This window comes from Micromonospora sp. NPDC048907 (assembly GCF_055586885.1).
On the sequence record NZ_JBVJHI010000003.1, the window covers coordinates 394,834 to 411,488 of the forward strand.

The following is a 16,655-nucleotide window of genomic DNA, read 5'->3' on the forward strand; positions in this document are numbered from 1 at the left end:
CCCCCGGCTCCGGCTCCGGCGCCGAGCCGGCCCGCCCCGCCACGGGAGCCCGCTCCCGTGCCGCAGCCCACTCCGGCCGTGCCGCCGCCCGCGCCACCGACGCCGCAGCCGACGCCGGCCGCCGCGCCGAGGCCGGCGTCGACCCACGCGCCGTCGGCCCACGCGCCGTCGGCCCACGCGCCGTCGACCCACGCGCCGTCGACCCACGCGGCGTCGACCGCCACGACGTCGACGCCGGCCGACCCGATCGCCCGGACCACCGATCCGCTGGACCTGACCCGGTCCCGCCGGGCCGATCGCCGGCGCGGCGGCCGGGCCTGGCAGGTGCTGATCGGCGGCGCCGCCGTGCTGATGCTGCTCGCCCTCACCGGGCTGGCCGTCGCGGCCCTCCTGGAGGACCGGACCGTCACGCCACCGGCCAGCCAGCAGAGCAGCCAGCCGGTGGTGGAGCAGTCCGCCGCCGCCGACGGCACCGACCTGGACTCCCGGGACACCGACCAGTCGGCGCTCACCGCCAAGGAGGTCTTCCCCGGCCAGCAGCTCGTGGTGGCCGACGGGCAGCCGGCGTACCGGGTGCTGAAGACGCACTCCAGCGGCAGCTGCGCGGTCGCGGCCACCGGCGAGATCGCCGACCTGCTGGTGCGCCTCGGCTGCAACCAGGTCGTCCGGGCCACCCTCCGCTCCCCCGACGGCGACCACCTGCTCACCGCCGGCCTGTTCAACCTGACCGACGTGGCCAGCGCCCAGCGGGCGCGCGACCGGATCCGCCCGATGCTGGACGAACGGCAGGGCCGGTTCCGCGGCATGGCGGCGGACAAGGACACCGAGGTCGTGGCCACGGCCGCCGCCCGGGTCGGCTGGCAGGTCCGCGGCCACTACCTCGCCTACTGCGTCGTCACCCGGGCCGACGGGGAACGAATCAGCTCCGGCGACACGAAGGCCCGGGACATCCTGTACGACATGATCGAGGTCTACCTGAACCGGGGCGTGCTGGAGCGCCGGGCCAGCGGCGGGGTGGCCAGCCAGCCCACCGACGGCCCGAGCGAGGGCACCGCCGGCCAGGACGGCACCCGCAACTGAGCCCGCCCAACACGGCCCGTCGTTCCCGTCCCGGGGGCGGCGGGCCGTTCCGCTGTGGTCAGCCCTCGGCCACCGGCACCCGGAGCCGGCGGGTGAAGTCGGCGCGGCGGGCGTACTCGGCGGGGTCGGCCGGGTAGCCGACCTCGACCAGGGCCAGCCCGTGCGCGGGCGCCACGGTCACCTCGCTGGCGCGTTCCCGGCGGTCCAGCAGGCCCGCCGGCCACGCGACCGGCCGGCGGCCGTCGCCGGCCACCAGCATGGCGCCGACCAGGCTGCGCACCATGTTCTGGCAGAACGCGTCGGCCTGCACCGTGGCGACCAGGACGCCGTCCGGCTCGCGCCGCCAGTCCAGCCGGGTCACCTCGCGCAGCGTGGTGGCGTTCTCCTTGCGCCGGCAGTACGCGGCGAAGTCGTGCTCACCCACCAGACCGGCCGCGGCGGCGTTCAGCGCCGCCAGGTCCAGCGGCTTCGGCCAGGCGAGGGTGTCGGTGCGGCGCAGCGGCTCGGCGCCCCACGGCGCGTCGGTCACGCGGTACTCGTAGCGGCGGAACGTGGCCGAGAAGCGGGCGTCGAAGTCGGCCGGCACCTCGGTCATCGCCCGCACCCGCACGTCGGGTGGGAGCAGCCGGGCCAGCCGCCGCAGCAGCCTCCCGTCGTACTGCCGCCACACCTCGGCCGGCAGGTCGAGGTGGCAGACCTGCCCGGTGGCGTGCACGCCGGCGTCGGTGCGGCCGGCCACGGTGAGACCGGTCGCGGTGCCCACGCCGAGGACCAGGTCCAGGGTCTCCATGAGCACCCCGGCGACCGTGCGCCGGGCGGGCTGGGCGGCCCAGCCGGAGAAATCGGTGCCGTCGTACGAGACGTCCAGCCGCAGCCGGATCCGCTCGTCCACCTCGTACCTCCTCATGGCGTCGGGGGGGGGGGGCCCCCCCCGGGGGGGGGGGGCCCCCCGCCCGGGGGGCCCCCCCCCCCGGGGGGCCGGGGGGGGGGGGGGGGGGGTGGGGGGCGGCGGGGGGGGGGGCCCCCGCGGTATATTGGGGGGCGGTGTCACTCGAGGCCCCCCCCCCGGCGCCCCGGCCGCCCCCCCGGGCCCCCCCCGGGGGGGGGGCCCCCCCCCCCCCGGGGGGGGGCCCGGGCCCCGACGATGCGGCCTACGCTCAGGCCTTGTCGTTCTCGGTGGCCTCGTCGCTGTCCTCGCGGGCCTCGGCGGTGTCACCGGAGGCCGAGACCGGGGCCTCGGCGTCCTGGTCGGCGGCCTCGCTGGAGCGCGGGGCCTCCTCGGCCGGGGCCAGGGCCTCGACCTTGTCCTGCTGGGCGGCCTTGCGGGCGGCGGTCTTCTTGTTCGCCTTGGGCTCGGCGACCTGAAGCTCCTCCACCAGCTCGATGATCGCCATCGGAGCGGCGTCACCCTTGCGCGGACCGGTCTTCACGATCCGGGTGTAGCCACCGTTGCGGTTGGCGTACCGGGGCGCGATCTGGTCGAACAGGGCGTAGACCACGTCCTTGTCCTTGACGACGCCGAGCACCCGACGCCGCGCGGCGAGGTCGCCGCGCTTGGCCTTGGTGATCAGCTGCTCGGCCAGCGGACGCAGCCGCCGGGCCTTCGTCTCGGTGGTCTGGATCTTGCCGTGCTGGAACAGCGCGGTGGCCAGGTTGGCCAGCATCAGCCGCTCGTGCGCGGGGCTGCCGCCGAGGCGGGGGCCCTTGGTGGGCGTGGGCATGCTTGGTGCTCCTCAGGTGTGGCGGCAGCGCGGACTAGAGCTGCTCGGTCTCGCGGTAGTCGTCGGTGTCGTAGTCGGCCTCGCCGAAGGCGTCCACGACGTGCGCCGGGTCGAAGTTCGGAGCCGAGTCCTTCAGCCCCAGGCCCATCCCGGCGAGCTTCATCTTGACCTCGTCGATCGACTTCTGGCCGAAGTTGCGGATGTCGAGGAGGTCGGCCTCGGTACGCCCGATCAGCTCACCAACGGAGTTGATGCCCTCGCGCTTGAGGCAGTTGTAGGAGCGGACGGTGAGGTCCAGCTCCTCGATCGGCAGGGCCAGGTCGGCCGCCAGCTGGGCGTCCTGCGGGGACGGCCCGATGTCGATGCCCTCGGCGGTCTCGTCCAGCTCACGGGCCAGCCCGAACAGCTCCACCAGCGTCGAGCCGGCCGAGGCCAGCGCGGTGCGCGGGCCCATCGACGGCTTGGTCTCGACGTCGATGATCAGCCGGTCGAAGTCGGTCCGCTGCTCGACACGGGTCGCCTCGACCCGGTAGGTCACCTTGAGCACCGGCGAGTAGATCGAGTCGACCGGGATCCGGCCGATCTCGGCACCCGACTGCTTGTTCTGCGCCGCCGTGACGTAGCCACGACCCCGCTCGACGGTCAGCTCCATGTCGAGCCGGCCCTTGCCGTTCAACGTGGCGAGCTTCAGGTCCGGGTTGTGCACCGAGACACCGGCCGGGGGCTGGATGTCACCGGCGGTCACGTCGCCCGGGCCCTGCTTGCGCAGGTACATGCTGACCGGCTCGTCGTGCTCGGAGCTGACGCAGAGCTCCTTGATGTTCATGACGAGCTCGACCACGTCCTCCTTGACACCGGGGATGGTGGTGAACTCGTGCAGGACACCGTCGATCTTGATCGAGGTGACCGCCGCACCCGGGATGGACGACAGCAGCGTGCGCCGCAGCGAGTTGCCCAGGGTGTAGCCGAAGCCCGGCTCCAGCGGCTCGATGGTGAACCGGGAACGGGTCTCGTTGATCGACTCTTCGGAGAGAGACGGTCGCTGGCTGATGAGCATCTTTTCTCTTCTCTTCCGGGGCGCCCGCTATATGACGCCCACGACACAAACTGTTCCGGTGGCCCGCCCCGGAGGGCGGGCCACCGCAACGAGCCCTTACTTGGAGTAGAGCTCGACGATCAGCTGCTCCTGGACCTGGGTGTCGATCACCTGGCGGGCCGGGAGCGAGTGCACGAGGATCTTCATCTGGCTGGGAATCGCCTCGAGCCAGGCCGGAACCGACCGCGAACCGGCCTGAGCCTGCGCCACCACGAACGGGGTGAGCTGCTTGCTCTTCTCCCGCACCTCGATGATGTCGTGCTCCTTGACGCGGTACGACGGGATGTCGACCTTCTTGCCGTTCACCGTGAAGTGACCGTGCTTGACCAGCTGGCGGGCCATGTCCCGGGAACCGGCGTAGCCGGCCCGGTAGACCACGTTGTCCAGCCGCGACTCGAGGATCTGCAGGAGGACCTCACCGGTCTTCGCCTGCTTGCCCACGGCCTCCTCGTAGTAACCGCGGAACTGCTTCTCCAGCACGCCGTAGACCCGGCGAGCCTTCTGCTTCTCACGGAGCTGGAGCAGGTACTCCGTCTCCTTGGTGCGGCCGCGGCCGTGCTGCCCGGGCGGGAACGGCCGGGACTCGAACGGGCACTTCGGGCCATCGCACTTGCTGCCCTTGAGGAACAGCTTCATCTTCTCCCGCCGGCAACGGCGGCAGTCAGCACCGGTGTAACGAGCCATCTCTCTCTACCTCTCAGACCCGACGACGCTTCGGCGGACGGCACCCGTTGTGCGGCTGCGGGGTGACGTCGGAGATCTGCCCGACCTCCAGCCCGACGGCCTGCAGCGAACGGATGGCGGTCTCCCGGCCGGAGCCGGGGCCCTTGACGAACACGTCGACCTTGCGCATGCCGTGATCCATGGCCCGGCGCGCGGCGGCCTCGGCGGCCAGCTGCGCGGCGAACGGGGTCGACTTGCGCGAGCCCTTGAAGCCCACCTGGCCCGCGGAGGCCCAGGAGATGACCGCACCGGTCGGGTCCGTGATGGACACGATGGTGTTGTTGAAGGTGCTCTTGATGTGCGCCTGCCCGTGGGCGACGTTCTTGCGTTCCTTGCGCCGGACCTTCTTGACGGCGGCTCCGGCACGAGCCTTCGGTGGCATAAGTCTGTGCGCTCCTAGTTACTTCTTGCCGGGCTTCTTCTTGCCGGCCACGGTCCGCTTCGGGCCCTTGCGGGTCCGCGCGTTGGTCTTGGTCCGCTGGCCACGGACGGGCAGGCCCCGGCGGTGCCGGATGCCCGCGTAGCAGCCGATCTCGACCTTGCGGCGGATGTCGGCGGCGACCTCGCGGCGAAGGTCACCTTCAACCTGGTAGTTGGCCTCGATGTGGTCGCGGAGCTGCACGAGCTCCTCGTCCGTGAGGTCCCGAGCGCGCTTGTCCGGCGAGATGCCGGTGGCGGCGAGCGTCTCCAGGGCGCGGGTGCGACCGACCCCGAAGATGTAGGTGAGCGCGATCTCCATCCGCTTGTCGCGGGGGAGGTCCACGCCGACTAGACGTGCCATGTGCGGGCGTACTCCTCGTGATGTTGTGGCGGAGGTGTGGACCCGTCCCATCCCGCTACCGACCGTCCCTGTCCTTCCGGCGCGTTCAGCGCCGGCGACCGGGATCGGTCGCTGCCCGAGCGGGCCCCGGCCTCCGACCGGGGGTCAACCACGAGGAAGTACGCGCTGCGTACCGCTCGCGGCTGGGACGAGCTGGTGATGTGTGTGCGGGATCTGCGAACCCGGGCCGGTTCCGCCGCCGCTCGTCACGGTCGGCGGGAACGGTTCAGCCCTGGCGCTGCTTGTGGCGCGGGTCAGAACAAATGACCATGACCCGGCCGTGCCGGCGGATCACCCGGCACTTGTTGCAGATCCTCTTGACGCTCGGCTTGACCTTCACGGTTGCCTTACTTCCCATCTGGCCCGGAGACGCGACGATGCGCGACCCGGACGTCGAAGACGGACACGGGGACGTCCCGGCCGTCGTCAGGCTTACTTGTAGCGGTAGACGATGCGCCCGCGGGTCAGGTCGTACGGCGAGAGCTCGACGACGACCCGGTCCTCCGGCAGGATGCGGATGTAGTGCTGCCGCATCTTGCCGCTGATGTGAGCCAGCACCTTGTGGCCGTTCGCGAGCTCCACCCGGAACATGGCGTTCGGCAGGGGCTCGATGACCCGACCCTCGATCTCGATGGCTCCGTCTTTTTTCGGCATGTCCTCCGCTGTCCTGACGTCGGTTGCTCCGGACGGCCCACAACGTCTTACACGGGCTCCGGCGAGGAGTCGCCGAGCCCGAGCCAGCCGCGGCTCCGACTCCCACCGAAGCGCAGGGTGGGCATGCCGGAGTGGACGCTGTGCGCCGATCTGAAAGTGTACGCCCGCCTGCGCGCCGTCGCCAAACCGGCCGCCCGGCCGGTCACCCGACCGGAGCACATCCCGCGCCCGCTGTGACCACCGCCACAGACAAGCGGTCAGCGCCGGCCGCGCCGCTCCCGGCGACGGGGTCGGCCCGGGTGCCCCGGATGGCCGCTGCCGATGAGCCCCACCGAATGCATCACCAGCAGGGCGCCCCACGGCCCGAGGACCCAGGCCGGCCAGAAGTGCGCCAGGTCCCGGGAGCCGATCGAAACGAGGACCCAGATCGGGACGATGATCCCGGCCACCCGCAGCCACGGCGTCCACAGCCCGAGCAGCCGGGATCGCGCGGCCCCGGCCACCGGCCCGCCGTCCCCGGTCACCGGTGCCGGGGGTGGCGGCGCGGGCGCCACCGCGGAGCGCTGCGCCGGCGCCGGGCCGGGCAGGTCGGCCACCACCTCGTCCAGGTCGGCGTAGGTCTTGGCGCCGTACGCCCGGGCCAGCCGCTCGTCGTACTCGTGCAGGCCGAGCCGGCCCTCCTCCAGCGCCACCCGGAGCCGCTCCGCCGTGGCCTCCCGGTCGGCGTCGGCCGCCCGCATTCCGCTCCGCCCGTCCATGCCGGCAAGCATGACACCGTCTCGCCAGCGCGGGGTACCGCCCGCGGGCGGGACGGGGAGTCCCGGGCCGCCCGAGCGGACCGTCTCCGGTCAGACGGCCGGCGAGTCGGCGGGCTGGCGTGCGGTGACCAGGTCGCCGAGCCGGGCCCGGCCGCCGTCCTCGGCGGTCAGCACCCAGACGCCGTCGTCCAGCAGCGCCATCGAGTGCTCGACGTGCACCGCCATCGACCGGTCGCGGGTGACCACGGTCCAGCCGTCGGCCAGCTCGACCGTACGCGCGGAGCCCATGGTGATCATCGGCTCGATGGCCAGCGCCATGCCCGGCACCAGACGCGGGCCCTTGCCCGGGCGCCCGTGGTTCAGCACATGCGGGTCCTGGTGCATCTCGGTGCCGATGCCGTGCCCGCCGTAGCCGTCGACGATGCCGTACCGGCCGCCCTTGCGGACCGCGGTCTCGACCGCGTGGGAGATGTCGGTGAGCCGGCCCTTCCGGCTCGCGGCGCCCCGCGCGGCCGCGGCGATGCCGGCCCACATGGCGTCCTCGGCGACCGCGGCCATCTTCAGCAGGGCCGGCTCGACCTCGCCGACGCCGACCGTGATGGCCGCGTCGCCGTGCCAACCGTCGAGCACCGCGCCGCAGTCGATCGAGATGAGGTCGCCCTCGCGGAGGACCTGCTCGGGTGACGGGATGGCGTGCACCACCTGCTCGTTGACCGACGAGCAGATCGACGCCGGAAAGCCGTGGTAGCCCTTGAACGACGGGACCGCGCCGGCCTCCCGGATGGTGGCCTCGGCGATCGCGTCGAGATCGGCGGTGCTGACGCCGGGGGCGACCGCCTCCCGCATCCGGCGCAGCGCACGGGCGACCACCAGACCGGCGGCCCGCATCAGCTCGATCTGCTCGGGGGTCTTCAGCTGGATGTCCAGCTGGGGACGACGCATGGAGGCGATACCTTTCGTTGCGCGGAACAGCGGGGCACGTCGCACGTACCCCGCTGTTCGCACTCTATCCGCCGAGGTCCGGCGGGACGTCAGCCGCCGTACGACCGAAGGGCGTCGATGGCGCGGACGGTGACGTCCTCCACCGGGCCGGTCGCGTCGATGCCGACGAGCTTGCCCTGGGCGCCGTAGTAGTCGACGAGCGGCGCGGTCTTCTCGGCGTACTCCCGCAGCCGGGCCGCGATGGTCTCCGGCTTGTCGTCGTCCCGCTGGAACAGCTCGGCGCCACACCGGTCGCAGACACCCTCGCGGGTGGTGGCGTCGAACTCGACGTGCCAGATCTTGCCGCAGCCCCGGCAGGTGCGCCGGCCGGAGAGCCGCCGGATCACCTCGTCGTCGTCGACGACCAGCTCCAGCACCAGGTCCAGCGCCGTGCCGAGGTCGGCCAGGAGCTTGTCCAGCGCGGCGGCCTGCGGGGTCGTGCGCGGGAAGCCGTCGAGGAGGAAACCCTCGCCGGCGTCCGGCTCGGCGAGCCGGTCCCGCACCATGTTGATGGTGACCTCGTCCGGCACCAGCTTGCCGGCGTCCATGTACCGCTTCGCCTCGACCCCCAGCGGCGTGCCCTGGGAGACGTTGGCCCGGAAGATGTCACCGGTCGAGATCTTGGGCACCGAGAGGTGGGCGGCGATGAACTCCGCCTGTGTGCCCTTGCCCGCGCCCGGCGGGCCAACCAGAACGAGTCGCATCTACCGCAGGAACCCTTCGTAGTTCCGCTGCATGAGTTGGCTCTCGATCTGCTTCACGGTCTCCAGACCGACGCCGACCATGATGAGCACAGCGGTGCCGCCGAACGGGAAGTTCTGGAACTGCTGGTTGTCGAGCCAGATGAAGAAGAAGTTCGGCAGGATCGCGACGATGCCCAGGTAGAGCGCGCCCGGCAGGGTGATCCGGCTGAGGATGAAGTCGAGGTACTCGGCGGTCGGCTTGCCGGGGCGGATGCCCGGCACGAAGCCGCCGTACTTCTTCATGTTGTCCGCGACCTCGGTCGGGTTGAACGTGATCGACACGTAGAAGTACGTGAAGAAGATGATCAGGAGGAAGTAGATCGCGATGTGCTCCGGCGCGGCGGCCTTCACGATGTGGTTCTGGATCCAGGCCTGGGTCTTCCCCGGGTTGTTCTGGTCGAAGAACTGGAGCGCGAGCTGCGGCAGGTAGAGCAGCGACGAGGCGAAGATGACCGGGATGACGCCGGCCTGGTTCACCTTGAGCGGGATGTAGGTGGACGTGCCGCCGTACATCCGCCGGCCGATCATGCGCTTGGCGTACTGCACCGGAATCCGGCGCTGCGCCTGCTCGATGAAGGTGACCGCGGTGATGACCAGCAGGACCAGGGCGATGACGAGGAGGAACATCCCCCAGCCCTTGGTGGTCTTGATCTTCCAGCCCTCGCTGGGGAGCCGGGCCGCGATCGAGGTGAAGATCAGCACGGACATGCCGTTGCCGACACCCCGGTCGGTGATCAGCTCACCGAGCCACATCACCATGCCGGTGCCGGCGGTCATCGTCATGACCAGGATCGTCAGCGTCAGCCAGTCCGGGATGCCGGTGCCCCGCGGGACGATCGGGAACTGGTCGCACTGGTTGTTGAAGAGCTGACCCGAGCGCGCCAGCGCCACGAACGCCGAGGACTGGAGGATGCCCAGGCCCAGCGTCAGGTAGCGGGTGTACTGGGTGATCTTCGCCTGGCCGGCCTGCCCCTCCTTGCGGAGCTGCTCCAGACGCGGAATGACCACGGTCAGCAGCTGCAGGATGATCGACGCGGTGATGTAGGGCATGATGCCCAGCGCGAAGACCGAGAGTTGGAGCAGCGCGCCACCGGAGAAGAGGTCCAGCAGGCCCAGCACACCGGTGCCGCCCTGGACGGTGTCGAGGCACTTCTGCACGTTGCCGTACGACACACCCGGGCTGGGCAGCGTGGCGCCCAGCCGGTAGACCGCGATGATGCCTACTGTGAACAGCAGCTTCTTGCGCAGGTCAGGCGTACGGAACGCACTGAGAAAGGCGGACAGCAACTTCTTCCTCCTGCGCGACGCGGGCCGCCGGTGATGATCCCTGGCGGAGCGGGGTGGGTGCCGGGCGGAGCGCCCGATATCCATAGCTGGGAAGGGACTCTAACAGCCCGACCCGGGTCCGGGCAGATGCGCCCGGCTACATAAAACGAATCCGATGTTACCCGGCGCACATTCGCCAGGTAGAGCACGGCGCCCGCCCAGTTGCGGACAACTGAGCGGGCGCCATGAGTGCCTTACAGCTCGGTGACCGAGCCGCCGGCCGCGGTGATCTTCTCCTTGGCCGACGCGCTGAACGCGTGCGCCGACACCTGGAGCGCCACACCGCCGAGGTCGCCGGTGCCGAGCACCTTGACCGGGTGGCCCTTGCGGACCGCACCGGCCTCGGCCAGCTCGACCGGGCCGACCTGGCCGCCGTTCGGGAAGAGCTCGGCGAGCCGGTCCAGGTTCACCACCTGGAAGACGACCTTGAACTTGTTCTTGAAGCCCTTCAGCTTCGGCAGGCGCATGTGGATGGGCATCTGCCCACCCTCGAACGCCGCCGAGATGTTCTTCCGGGCCTTGGAACCCTTGGTACCGCGACCGGCGGTCTTGCCCTTCGAGCCCTCACCGCGACCCACCCGGGTCTTGTCGGTCTTGGCCCCGGGCGCCGGGCGCAGGTGGTGCACCTTGATCGTCATTACTCGACCTCCTCGACCTTCACGAGGTGGTTGACCGTGAAGATCATGCCCCGGATCTCCGGCCGATCCTCCTTGACCACCACGTCGTTGATCCGCTTGAGACCGAGCGAACGCAGCGAGTCACGCTGGTTCTTCTTGGTCCCGATCTCGGACCGGACCTGGGTGACCTTCAGGCGTGCCATCAGGACGCCACCCCCGCCCGCGACGCCAGCATGGCGGCCGGCGCGACGTCCTCGACCGGCAGACCACGACGGGCCGCGACCTGCTCCGGCGACTCGAGCGCCTTCAGGGCCGCCACCGTGGCGTGCACGATGTTGATCGGGTTCGACGAGCCGAGGCTCTTGGAGAGCACGTCGTGGATGCCCGCGCACTCCAGCACGGCACGGACCGGACCGCCGGCGATGACACCCGTACCGGCCGAGGCCGGCTTGAGCAGCACCACACCGGCCGCGTCCTCGCCCTGCACCGGGTGCGGGATCGACTGGCCGATCCGCGGCACCTTGAAGAAGTGCTTCTTGGCCTCCTCGACACCCTTGGCGATCGCCGCGGGCACCTCCTTGGCCTTTCCGTAGCCCACACCGACGGTGCCGTCGCCGTCGCCCACGATCACCAGGGCGGTGAAGCTGAAGCGACGACCACCCTTCACGACCTTGGCGACGCGGTTGATCGCGACGACCCGCTCGAGGTGCGGGGTCTTCTCGACGGGCGCGTTTCCGCGGCCGCCCTCACGGCGGTTGTCGCGGCGACCACCCTCGTTGCCACCGGACCCGCCGCCACGGCGCTGTTGACCTGGCATCAGCAGCCTTCCTTCTCTCTCGTGACGGGGTTTCTAGAACTCGAGCCCGGCTTCGCGGGCGGCTGCGGCAAGCGCGGCGACCCGCCCCGCGTACCGGTTGCCACCGCGGTCGAAGACGACCTTCGAGACGCCGGCGGCCTTGGCGCGCTCGGCGAGCAGGGCGCCGACCTTGCCGGCCAGGGCGCTCTTGTCGCCCTCGGCGCCGCGCAGCGAGGCGTCCATGGTCGAGGCCGACGCCAGGGTGTGACCCTTGGTGTCGTCCACGATCTGGGCGACGATGTGCCGCAGGGAGCGGGTGACGACCAGGCGGGGACGCTCGGTGGTGCCGCTGACGTTCTTGCGGACCCGGAAGTGCCGGCGCGCACGCCCGACGGCCCGCTTGGCGGCGACGCCGCGGCGGCGCTTGAGCAGCGTGGCGCTCACTTCTTACCTGCCTTTCCAGCCTTGCGGCGGATGACCTCGCCCTGGTACTTCACGCCCTTGCCCTTGTAGGGCTCCGGCGGGCGGATCTTCCGGATGTTGGCGGCGACCTCGCCGACCTGCTGCTTGTCGATGCCGGCCACGTGGAACAGCGTCGGCCGCTCCACCGTGAAGGTGATGCCCTCCGGGGCCGGAACCAGCACCGGGTGCGAGAAGCCGAGGGCGAACTCGAGGTCCTTGCCCTTGGCGGTCACGCGGTAACCGGTGCCGGCGATCTCGAGGCTCTTGCGGTAGCCCTCGGTCACGCCGACGATCATGTTGGCCACCAGCGTACGGCTCAGGCCGTGCAGCTCCTTGGCCTTGCGCTCGTCGTTGGGCCGGTTGACGTGCAGCGTGCCGTCCTCGCCCCGCTCCGCCGTGATCGGCTCGGCCAGTACGTGGCTCAGCTCGCCCTTGGGGCCCTTGACCTTGACGGTCTGGCCGTCGATGGTGACGTCGACGCCGGCTGGCACCGGGATCGACTTACGTCCAATACGCGACATTTCTACCTGTCTCCCGTTACCAGACGAAGGCGAGGACTTCCCCGCCAACGCTCCGCTTGCGGGCCTGCCGGTCGGTCAGCAGCCCCTGGGACGTCGAAATGATCGCCACGCCCAGCCCGCCGAGCACCCGCGGGAGCCCGTCCGACTTGGCGTACACCCGGAGACCGGGCTTGGACACACGCTTGATGCCGGCCAGGCTCCGCTCCCGGTTCTGGCCGTACTTCAGCTCGACGACCAGTCGCTTGCCGACGGCGCCCTCCTCGGGCTCCTCGACGGCCCAGGTGGCGATGTAACCCTCGGCCTTGAGGACCTCGGCGATGTTCGCCTTGATCTTCGAGTAGGGCATCGTCACCCGGTCGTGGTACGCCTGGTTGGCGTTGCGCAGACGCGTGAGCATGTCTGCGATCGGGTCGGTCATCGTCATGAAATTCGTCAACCTTTCTCGCCGGGGTTCCCCGGGCCAGGCCCGGGGCCTACGGCGAAGAGACAGTTCAGCTGACGCGCGAAGCGCGCCGGGCTATTACCAGGAAGCCTTGGACACGCCGGGCAGCTCACCGCGGTGGGCCATCTCCCGGATGCACACCCGGCAGAGACCGAACTTGCGGTAGACCGCCTTCGGACGCCCGCACCGCTGGCAGCGGGTGTACGCGCGAACCGAGAACTTCGGCTTCGCGGCCGCCTTGAGGATCAGCGCCTTCTTGGCCATCTCAGTTCTCCTTGAACGGGAAGCCCAGGAGCTTGAGCAGCGCCCGGCCCTCGTCGTCGGTCGTGGCGGTCGTGACCACCGTGATGTCCATGCCCCGCTGGCGATCGATCTTGTCCTGGTCGATCTCGTGGAACACCGACTGCTCGGTCAGACCGAACGTGTAGTTGCCGTGGCCGTCGAGCTTGCGCCCGTCCAGGCCGCGGAAGTCGCGGATACGCGGCAGCGCGATCGAGAGCAGCCGGTCCAGGAACTCCCACATCCGGTCGCCCCGCAGGGTGACCTTGGCGCCGATCGGCATGCCCTCACGCAGCTTGAACTGCGCGATGGACTTGGTCGCCCGCCGCACCAGCGGCTTCTGACCGGTGATCGTGGCCAGGTCGCGGACGGCGCCGTCGATCAGCTTGGCGTCCCGAGCGGCCTCGCCGACGCCCATGTTGACGACGATCTTGACGAGCCCGGGCACCTGCATGGGGTTGCCGTAGTTGTACTGCTCCTGCAGCTTCGCCACGACCTCGTTGCGGTACCGCTCCTTGAGGCGCGGCAGGGTCTTGGTTTCGGTAGCCGTGGTCATCAGAGGTCCTTACCGGTGCTACGCGCGATGCGGACCTTCTGGCCGTTGTCGTCCACCCGGTAACCGACGCGGGTCGGCTTGCCGTCGGAGTCCAGGACCTGCACGTTCGAGACGTGGATCGGGGCCTCCTGGGTGACGATGCCACCGGTCTTGGCGCCACGCTGGGTGGTGCTGATGCGAGTGTGCTTCTTGACCCGGTTCACGCCCTCGACCAGGACCTTGTCCTGCCGCGGGTAGGCCGCGATGACCTTGCCCTTGGCACCCTTGTCCTTGCCGGCGATGACGACGACCGTGTCGCCCTTCTTGACCTTCACGGTCACAACACCTCCGGCGCGAGAGAGATGATCTTCATGAACCGCTTGTCCCGCAGCTCCCGGCCCACCGGGCCGAAGATGCGGGTACCGCGCGGGTCCCCACCGTCCTTGATGATGACGGCGGCGTTCTCGTCGAAGCGGATGTACGAGCCGTCCGGCCGCCGCTTCTCCTTGGCGGTGCGAACGACGACGGCCTTGACGACGTCGCCCTTCTTCACACCGGCACCGGGGATCGCGTCCTTGACCGTGGCCACGATGACGTCGCCGATGCTCGCGTAGCGCCGACCGGAGCCACCGAGAACCCGGATGCACAGGATCTCCCGGGCACCCGTGTTGTCGGCGACGCGCAGTCGCGACTCCTGCTGAATCACGTCTATCTCCTATGTCTGCCGGTTCTCCGGCCGCCGGGGGCGGCCGGAGCCTGGCGGAACCTGCGCCCGACCGAACCCGGCCGAGCTCGAGCCTTCGCTACTTGGCCTTCTCGAGGATCTCCACGAGCCGCCACCGCTTGGTCGCGGACAGCGGCCGGGTCTCCATGATCAGGACCCGGTCGCCGATGCCGGCCGAGTTCTGCTCGTCGTGGACCTTCAGCTTGCTGGTCCGGCGCATGATCTTGCCGTACAGCGCGTGCTTGACCCGGTCCTCGACCTCGACCACGACGGTCTTTTCCATCTTGTCGCTGACCACGAGGCCCTCGCGAACCTTGCGACGGGCCCGCGCGGCGGCGGTCGTGTTCTCACTCATGATGCAGTCACCTCAGTCGGCGCGGCCGAGAGACCCAGCTCACGCTCACGCATGATCGTGTAGATCCGGGCGATCTCCCGACGGATGACCTGCAGCCGCCGGTTGTTGTCCAGCTGCCCGGTTGCGGCCTGCACGCGGAGGTTGAACAGCTCCGCCTTCGCCTCGCGCAGCTTCGTGACCAGCTCCTCCTCGGAGAGCTCACGCAGCTCGGAGGCCTTGACGCCCGCTGCCATCAGGATTCACCCACTTCGCGCGTAACAATGCGGCACTTCATCGGGAGCTTGTGGATCGCGCGACGCATCGCCTCTCGCGCGATCTGCTCGTTGGGGAAGGACATCTCGAAGAGAACCCGCCCCGGCTTGACGTTGGCGACCCACCACTCGGGCGAACCCTTACCGGAACCCATGCGGGTTTCCGCCGGCTTCTTGGTGAGGGCCTGGTCCGGGAAGATCGTGATCCAGACCTTGCCGCCACGCTTGATGTGACGGGTCATCGCAATACGCGCCGACTCGATCTGGCGGTTGGTCACGTAGGCCGGCTCGAGAGCCTGGATCCCGAACTCGCCGAACACCACCCGGTTACCGCCCTTGGACGCGCCACTGCGGTCCGGGTGGTGCGGCTTGCGGAAGCCCTTCGGGGGCTTGCGCGGCATCAGCATCTGTCAGCCCTCCTGCTGCGTTTCTGCCGGCTGAGTGGCGGCCGCGGCGACGGCGCCGGCGTCAACCGGCTCGCCGCTCGGCGTCTCGGCCTGCTGCGCGATGGTGGTCGCGGCAGCCCGGCCGGCCTCGGTGCCACCGGCGGTCGTGCCCGACGAACCCGACCGGCCACGGCGCGGCCGCTCGGGGCGGTCACCGCGGTCACGGCGCGGGCGGGACGGACCGGCCTCGGCCGGAGCCTCCCGGCCCGGGACGGCGTCACCCTTGTAGATCCAGACCTTCACGCCGATCCGGCCGAAGGTGGTACGGGCCTCGAAGAAGCCGTACTCGATGTTGGCCCGCAGCGTGTGCAGCGGGACCCGGCCCTCGCGGTAGAACTCGGTCCGGCTCATCTCGGCGCCGCCGAGACGGCCCGACACCTGCACCCGGATGCCCTTGCAGACCGGGTTCTTCATCGCGGACTGCATCGCCTTGCGCATGGCCCGACGGAAGCTGACCCGGCTGGACAGCTGCTCGGCGACGCCCTGGGCGACCAGCTGCGCGTCCGACTCGGGGTTCTTCACCTCGATGATGTTCAGCTGGACCTGCTTGCCGGTGAGCTTCTCCAGCTCGCCGCGGATCCGGTCGGCCTCCGCACCCTTACGGCCGATGACGATGCCCGGCCGGGCGGTGTGGATGTCGACGCGGACCCGGTCCCGGGTGCGCTCGATGTCGACCTTGGAGATGCCGGCACGCTCGAGGCCCTTGGACATCATCCGGCGGATCTTGACGTCCTCGCCGATGTAGTCCTTGTAGAGCTTGTCCGCGAACCAGCGGGACTTCCAGTCGGTCGAGATGCCGAGCCGGAACCCAGTGGGGTGAACCTTCTGACCCATTACTCGGCACCTTCCGTCGTGCTCTGCCCCTCAGCCGCTCCGGCCTGGCTGGTCGCCTCGGCCTTCGTCTGCGCCTGGGCCTTCTTCGCCGACTTCTTCGGCGCGGCCGGCGCGACCGCCTCGACCGCCACGGTGATGTGGCAGGTCCGCTTGCGGATCCGGTACGCCCGGCCCTGCGCCCGCGGCCGGAACCGCTTCATCGTCGGGCCCTCGTCGACGAACGCCTCGCTGACGAGCAGCGCATCGGGGTCCAGCCGCTCGTTGTTCTCCGCGTTGGCGATCGCGCTCGCGAGCACCTTGTACACCTGCTCGCTCGCAGCCTGCGGCGCGAACTGCAGCACCGTGAGCGCCTCCTTCGCGGGCAGGCCGCGGACGAGGTTGACCACCCGGCGCGCCTTCATCGGCGAGATGCGCACGTGCCGCGCAACCGCCCGCGCGCCCGGAAGCACCGGAGCGTCGCCCTTTCCTGGCATCGCTGTAACCCCTTGTTC

General features: G+C 70.3%; 28 protein-coding genes. 1 reads left to right on the forward strand and 27 read right to left on the reverse strand.

The features are described from left to right. Positions 1-57 precede the first annotated feature (57 nt). Positions 58-1,080, forward strand: coding sequence for a hypothetical protein (locus ACZ6PY_RS11295; RefSeq protein ID WP_466071301.1), 1,023 nt, complete (start codon positions 58-60; stop codon positions 1,078-1,080). A gap of 58 nt (positions 1,081-1,138) precedes the next feature. Here ACZ6PY_RS11295 and truA read toward each other — a convergent pair whose 3' ends face one another. The 27 genes from truA to rplV form a co-directional block, all read right to left on the reverse strand. Beyond that, on the reverse strand, positions 1,139-1,972 hold the full coding sequence (gene truA / locus ACZ6PY_RS11300; RefSeq protein ID WP_466071302.1) for a tRNA pseudouridine(38-40) synthase TruA: 834 nt from the start codon (positions 1,970-1,972) through the stop codon (positions 1,139-1,141). Between the two features lie 265 nt (positions 1,973-2,237). Further along, positions 2,238-2,801, reverse strand: coding sequence for a 50S ribosomal protein L17 (rplQ, locus tag ACZ6PY_RS11305; protein ID WP_466071304.1), 564 nt, complete (start codon positions 2,799-2,801; stop codon positions 2,238-2,240). Positions 2,802-2,835: 34 nt separating this feature from the next. Continuing rightward, the gene (locus ACZ6PY_RS11310) at positions 2,836-3,858 is read right to left on the reverse strand and encodes a DNA-directed RNA polymerase subunit alpha (RefSeq protein WP_091608828.1); all 1,023 of its coding nucleotides are present in this window, start codon (positions 3,856-3,858) and stop codon (positions 2,836-2,838) included. 96 nt (positions 3,859-3,954) lie between these two features. Next, the gene (rpsD, locus tag ACZ6PY_RS11315) at positions 3,955-4,581 is read right to left on the reverse strand and encodes a 30S ribosomal protein S4 (RefSeq protein WP_262283046.1); all 627 of its coding nucleotides are present in this window, start codon (positions 4,579-4,581) and stop codon (positions 3,955-3,957) included. A 13-nt stretch (positions 4,582-4,594) separates the two neighbouring features. Next, complete coding sequence (gene rpsK, locus ACZ6PY_RS11320) at positions 4,595-5,002, reverse strand: 30S ribosomal protein S11 (RefSeq protein ID WP_076466649.1); 408 nt, start codon at positions 5,000-5,002, stop codon at positions 4,595-4,597. 18 nt (positions 5,003-5,020) lie between these two features. Next, positions 5,021-5,401, reverse strand: a complete 381-nt coding sequence (gene rpsM, locus ACZ6PY_RS11325) for a 30S ribosomal protein S13 (RefSeq protein ID WP_091262776.1) — start codon at positions 5,399-5,401, stop codon at positions 5,021-5,023. Positions 5,402-5,666: 265 nt separating this feature from the next. Continuing rightward, a complete protein-coding gene (rpmJ, locus tag ACZ6PY_RS11330) occupies positions 5,667-5,780 on the reverse strand; it encodes a 50S ribosomal protein L36 (protein ID WP_043965539.1) in 114 nt (37 codons plus the stop codon). Positions 5,781-5,872: 92 nt separating this feature from the next. After that, complete coding sequence (gene infA / locus ACZ6PY_RS11335) at positions 5,873-6,094, reverse strand: translation initiation factor IF-1 (RefSeq protein WP_007073013.1); 222 nt, start codon at positions 6,092-6,094, stop codon at positions 5,873-5,875. A 257-nt stretch (positions 6,095-6,351) separates the two neighbouring features. Then, positions 6,352-6,852: a DUF1707 SHOCT-like domain-containing protein gene (locus ACZ6PY_RS11340; RefSeq protein WP_466071306.1), complete on the reverse strand. Its 501-nt coding sequence runs from the start codon at positions 6,850-6,852 to the stop codon at positions 6,352-6,354. 90 nt (positions 6,853-6,942) lie between these two features. Further along, positions 6,943-7,794, reverse strand: coding sequence for a type I methionyl aminopeptidase (gene map / locus ACZ6PY_RS11345; protein ID WP_466071308.1), 852 nt, complete (start codon positions 7,792-7,794; stop codon positions 6,943-6,945). 89 nt (positions 7,795-7,883) lie between these two features. Further along, positions 7,884-8,537, reverse strand: coding sequence for an adenylate kinase (locus tag ACZ6PY_RS11350; protein ID WP_151463666.1), 654 nt, complete (start codon positions 8,535-8,537; stop codon positions 7,884-7,886). Continuing rightward, on the reverse strand, positions 8,538-9,863 hold the full coding sequence (gene secY / locus ACZ6PY_RS11355) for a preprotein translocase subunit SecY (RefSeq protein ID WP_357938781.1): 1,326 nt from the start codon (positions 9,861-9,863) through the stop codon (positions 8,538-8,540). 233 nt (positions 9,864-10,096) lie between these two features. Then, complete coding sequence (gene rplO / locus ACZ6PY_RS11360; RefSeq protein WP_466071310.1) at positions 10,097-10,540, reverse strand: 50S ribosomal protein L15; 444 nt, start codon at positions 10,538-10,540, stop codon at positions 10,097-10,099. Continuing rightward, positions 10,540-10,722 (reverse strand): 50S ribosomal protein L30, encoded by a 183-nt coding sequence (gene rpmD / locus ACZ6PY_RS11365; protein ID WP_013473693.1) that lies wholly within the window; start codon positions 10,720-10,722, stop codon positions 10,540-10,542. Before rpmD ends, rplO begins: the two co-directional genes overlap by 1 nt. After that, positions 10,722-11,336: a 30S ribosomal protein S5 gene (gene rpsE / locus ACZ6PY_RS11370; RefSeq protein ID WP_091262790.1), complete on the reverse strand. Its 615-nt coding sequence runs from the start codon at positions 11,334-11,336 to the stop codon at positions 10,722-10,724. Before rpsE ends, rpmD begins: the two co-directional genes overlap by 1 nt. Positions 11,337-11,369: 33 nt before the next feature. After that, entirely contained in the window at positions 11,370-11,759 is a 390-nt protein-coding gene (gene rplR / locus ACZ6PY_RS11375) for a 50S ribosomal protein L18 (RefSeq protein ID WP_151463669.1), read from the reverse strand. After that, positions 11,756-12,298: a 50S ribosomal protein L6 gene (gene rplF, locus ACZ6PY_RS11380; RefSeq protein WP_466071312.1), complete on the reverse strand. Its 543-nt coding sequence runs from the start codon at positions 12,296-12,298 to the stop codon at positions 11,756-11,758. Before rplF ends, rplR begins: the two co-directional genes overlap by 4 nt. Before the next feature lie 16 nt (positions 12,299-12,314). After that, positions 12,315-12,722, reverse strand: a complete 408-nt coding sequence (rpsH, locus tag ACZ6PY_RS11385) for a 30S ribosomal protein S8 (RefSeq protein WP_091426388.1) — start codon at positions 12,720-12,722, stop codon at positions 12,315-12,317. A gap of 96 nt (positions 12,723-12,818) precedes the next feature. Beyond that, positions 12,819-13,004, reverse strand: coding sequence for a type Z 30S ribosomal protein S14 (locus ACZ6PY_RS11390; RefSeq protein WP_007073023.1), 186 nt, complete (start codon positions 13,002-13,004; stop codon positions 12,819-12,821). A 1-nt stretch (position 13,005) separates the two neighbouring features. Next, a complete protein-coding gene (gene rplE, locus ACZ6PY_RS11395) occupies positions 13,006-13,575 on the reverse strand; it encodes a 50S ribosomal protein L5 (protein ID WP_091262796.1) in 570 nt (189 codons plus the stop codon). Next, on the reverse strand, positions 13,575-13,895 hold the full coding sequence (rplX, locus tag ACZ6PY_RS11400; RefSeq protein ID WP_192579888.1) for a 50S ribosomal protein L24: 321 nt from the start codon (positions 13,893-13,895) through the stop codon (positions 13,575-13,577). The genes rplE and rplX overlap by 1 nt, the downstream gene beginning before the upstream one ends. Next, positions 13,892-14,260, reverse strand: a complete 369-nt coding sequence (rplN, locus tag ACZ6PY_RS11405) for a 50S ribosomal protein L14 (RefSeq protein WP_007073026.1) — start codon at positions 14,258-14,260, stop codon at positions 13,892-13,894. The genes rplX and rplN overlap by 4 nt, the downstream gene beginning before the upstream one ends. Positions 14,261-14,357: 97 nt before the next feature. Further along, entirely contained in the window at positions 14,358-14,633 is a 276-nt protein-coding gene (gene rpsQ / locus ACZ6PY_RS11410; protein ID WP_091262798.1) for a 30S ribosomal protein S17, read from the reverse strand. Further along, positions 14,630-14,866 carry a 50S ribosomal protein L29 gene (gene rpmC / locus ACZ6PY_RS11415; RefSeq protein WP_007073028.1) on the reverse strand — a complete coding sequence of 79 codons (237 nt, stop codon included), beginning with the start codon at positions 14,864-14,866 and terminating at the stop codon, positions 14,630-14,632. The genes rpsQ and rpmC overlap by 4 nt, the downstream gene beginning before the upstream one ends. Next, positions 14,866-15,291: a 50S ribosomal protein L16 gene (gene rplP / locus ACZ6PY_RS11420; RefSeq protein ID WP_007465292.1), complete on the reverse strand. Its 426-nt coding sequence runs from the start codon at positions 15,289-15,291 to the stop codon at positions 14,866-14,868. Before rplP ends, rpmC begins: the two co-directional genes overlap by 1 nt. A gap of 3 nt (positions 15,292-15,294) precedes the next feature. Next, positions 15,295-16,164 carry a 30S ribosomal protein S3 gene (rpsC, locus tag ACZ6PY_RS11425; RefSeq protein ID WP_406040705.1) on the reverse strand — a complete coding sequence of 290 codons (870 nt, stop codon included), beginning with the start codon at positions 16,162-16,164 and terminating at the stop codon, positions 15,295-15,297. Beyond that, the gene (rplV, locus tag ACZ6PY_RS11430; protein ID WP_154228719.1) at positions 16,164-16,637 is read right to left on the reverse strand and encodes a 50S ribosomal protein L22; all 474 of its coding nucleotides are present in this window, start codon (positions 16,635-16,637) and stop codon (positions 16,164-16,166) included. The genes rpsC and rplV overlap by 1 nt, the downstream gene beginning before the upstream one ends. Between the last annotated feature and the right edge of the window lie 18 nt (positions 16,638-16,655).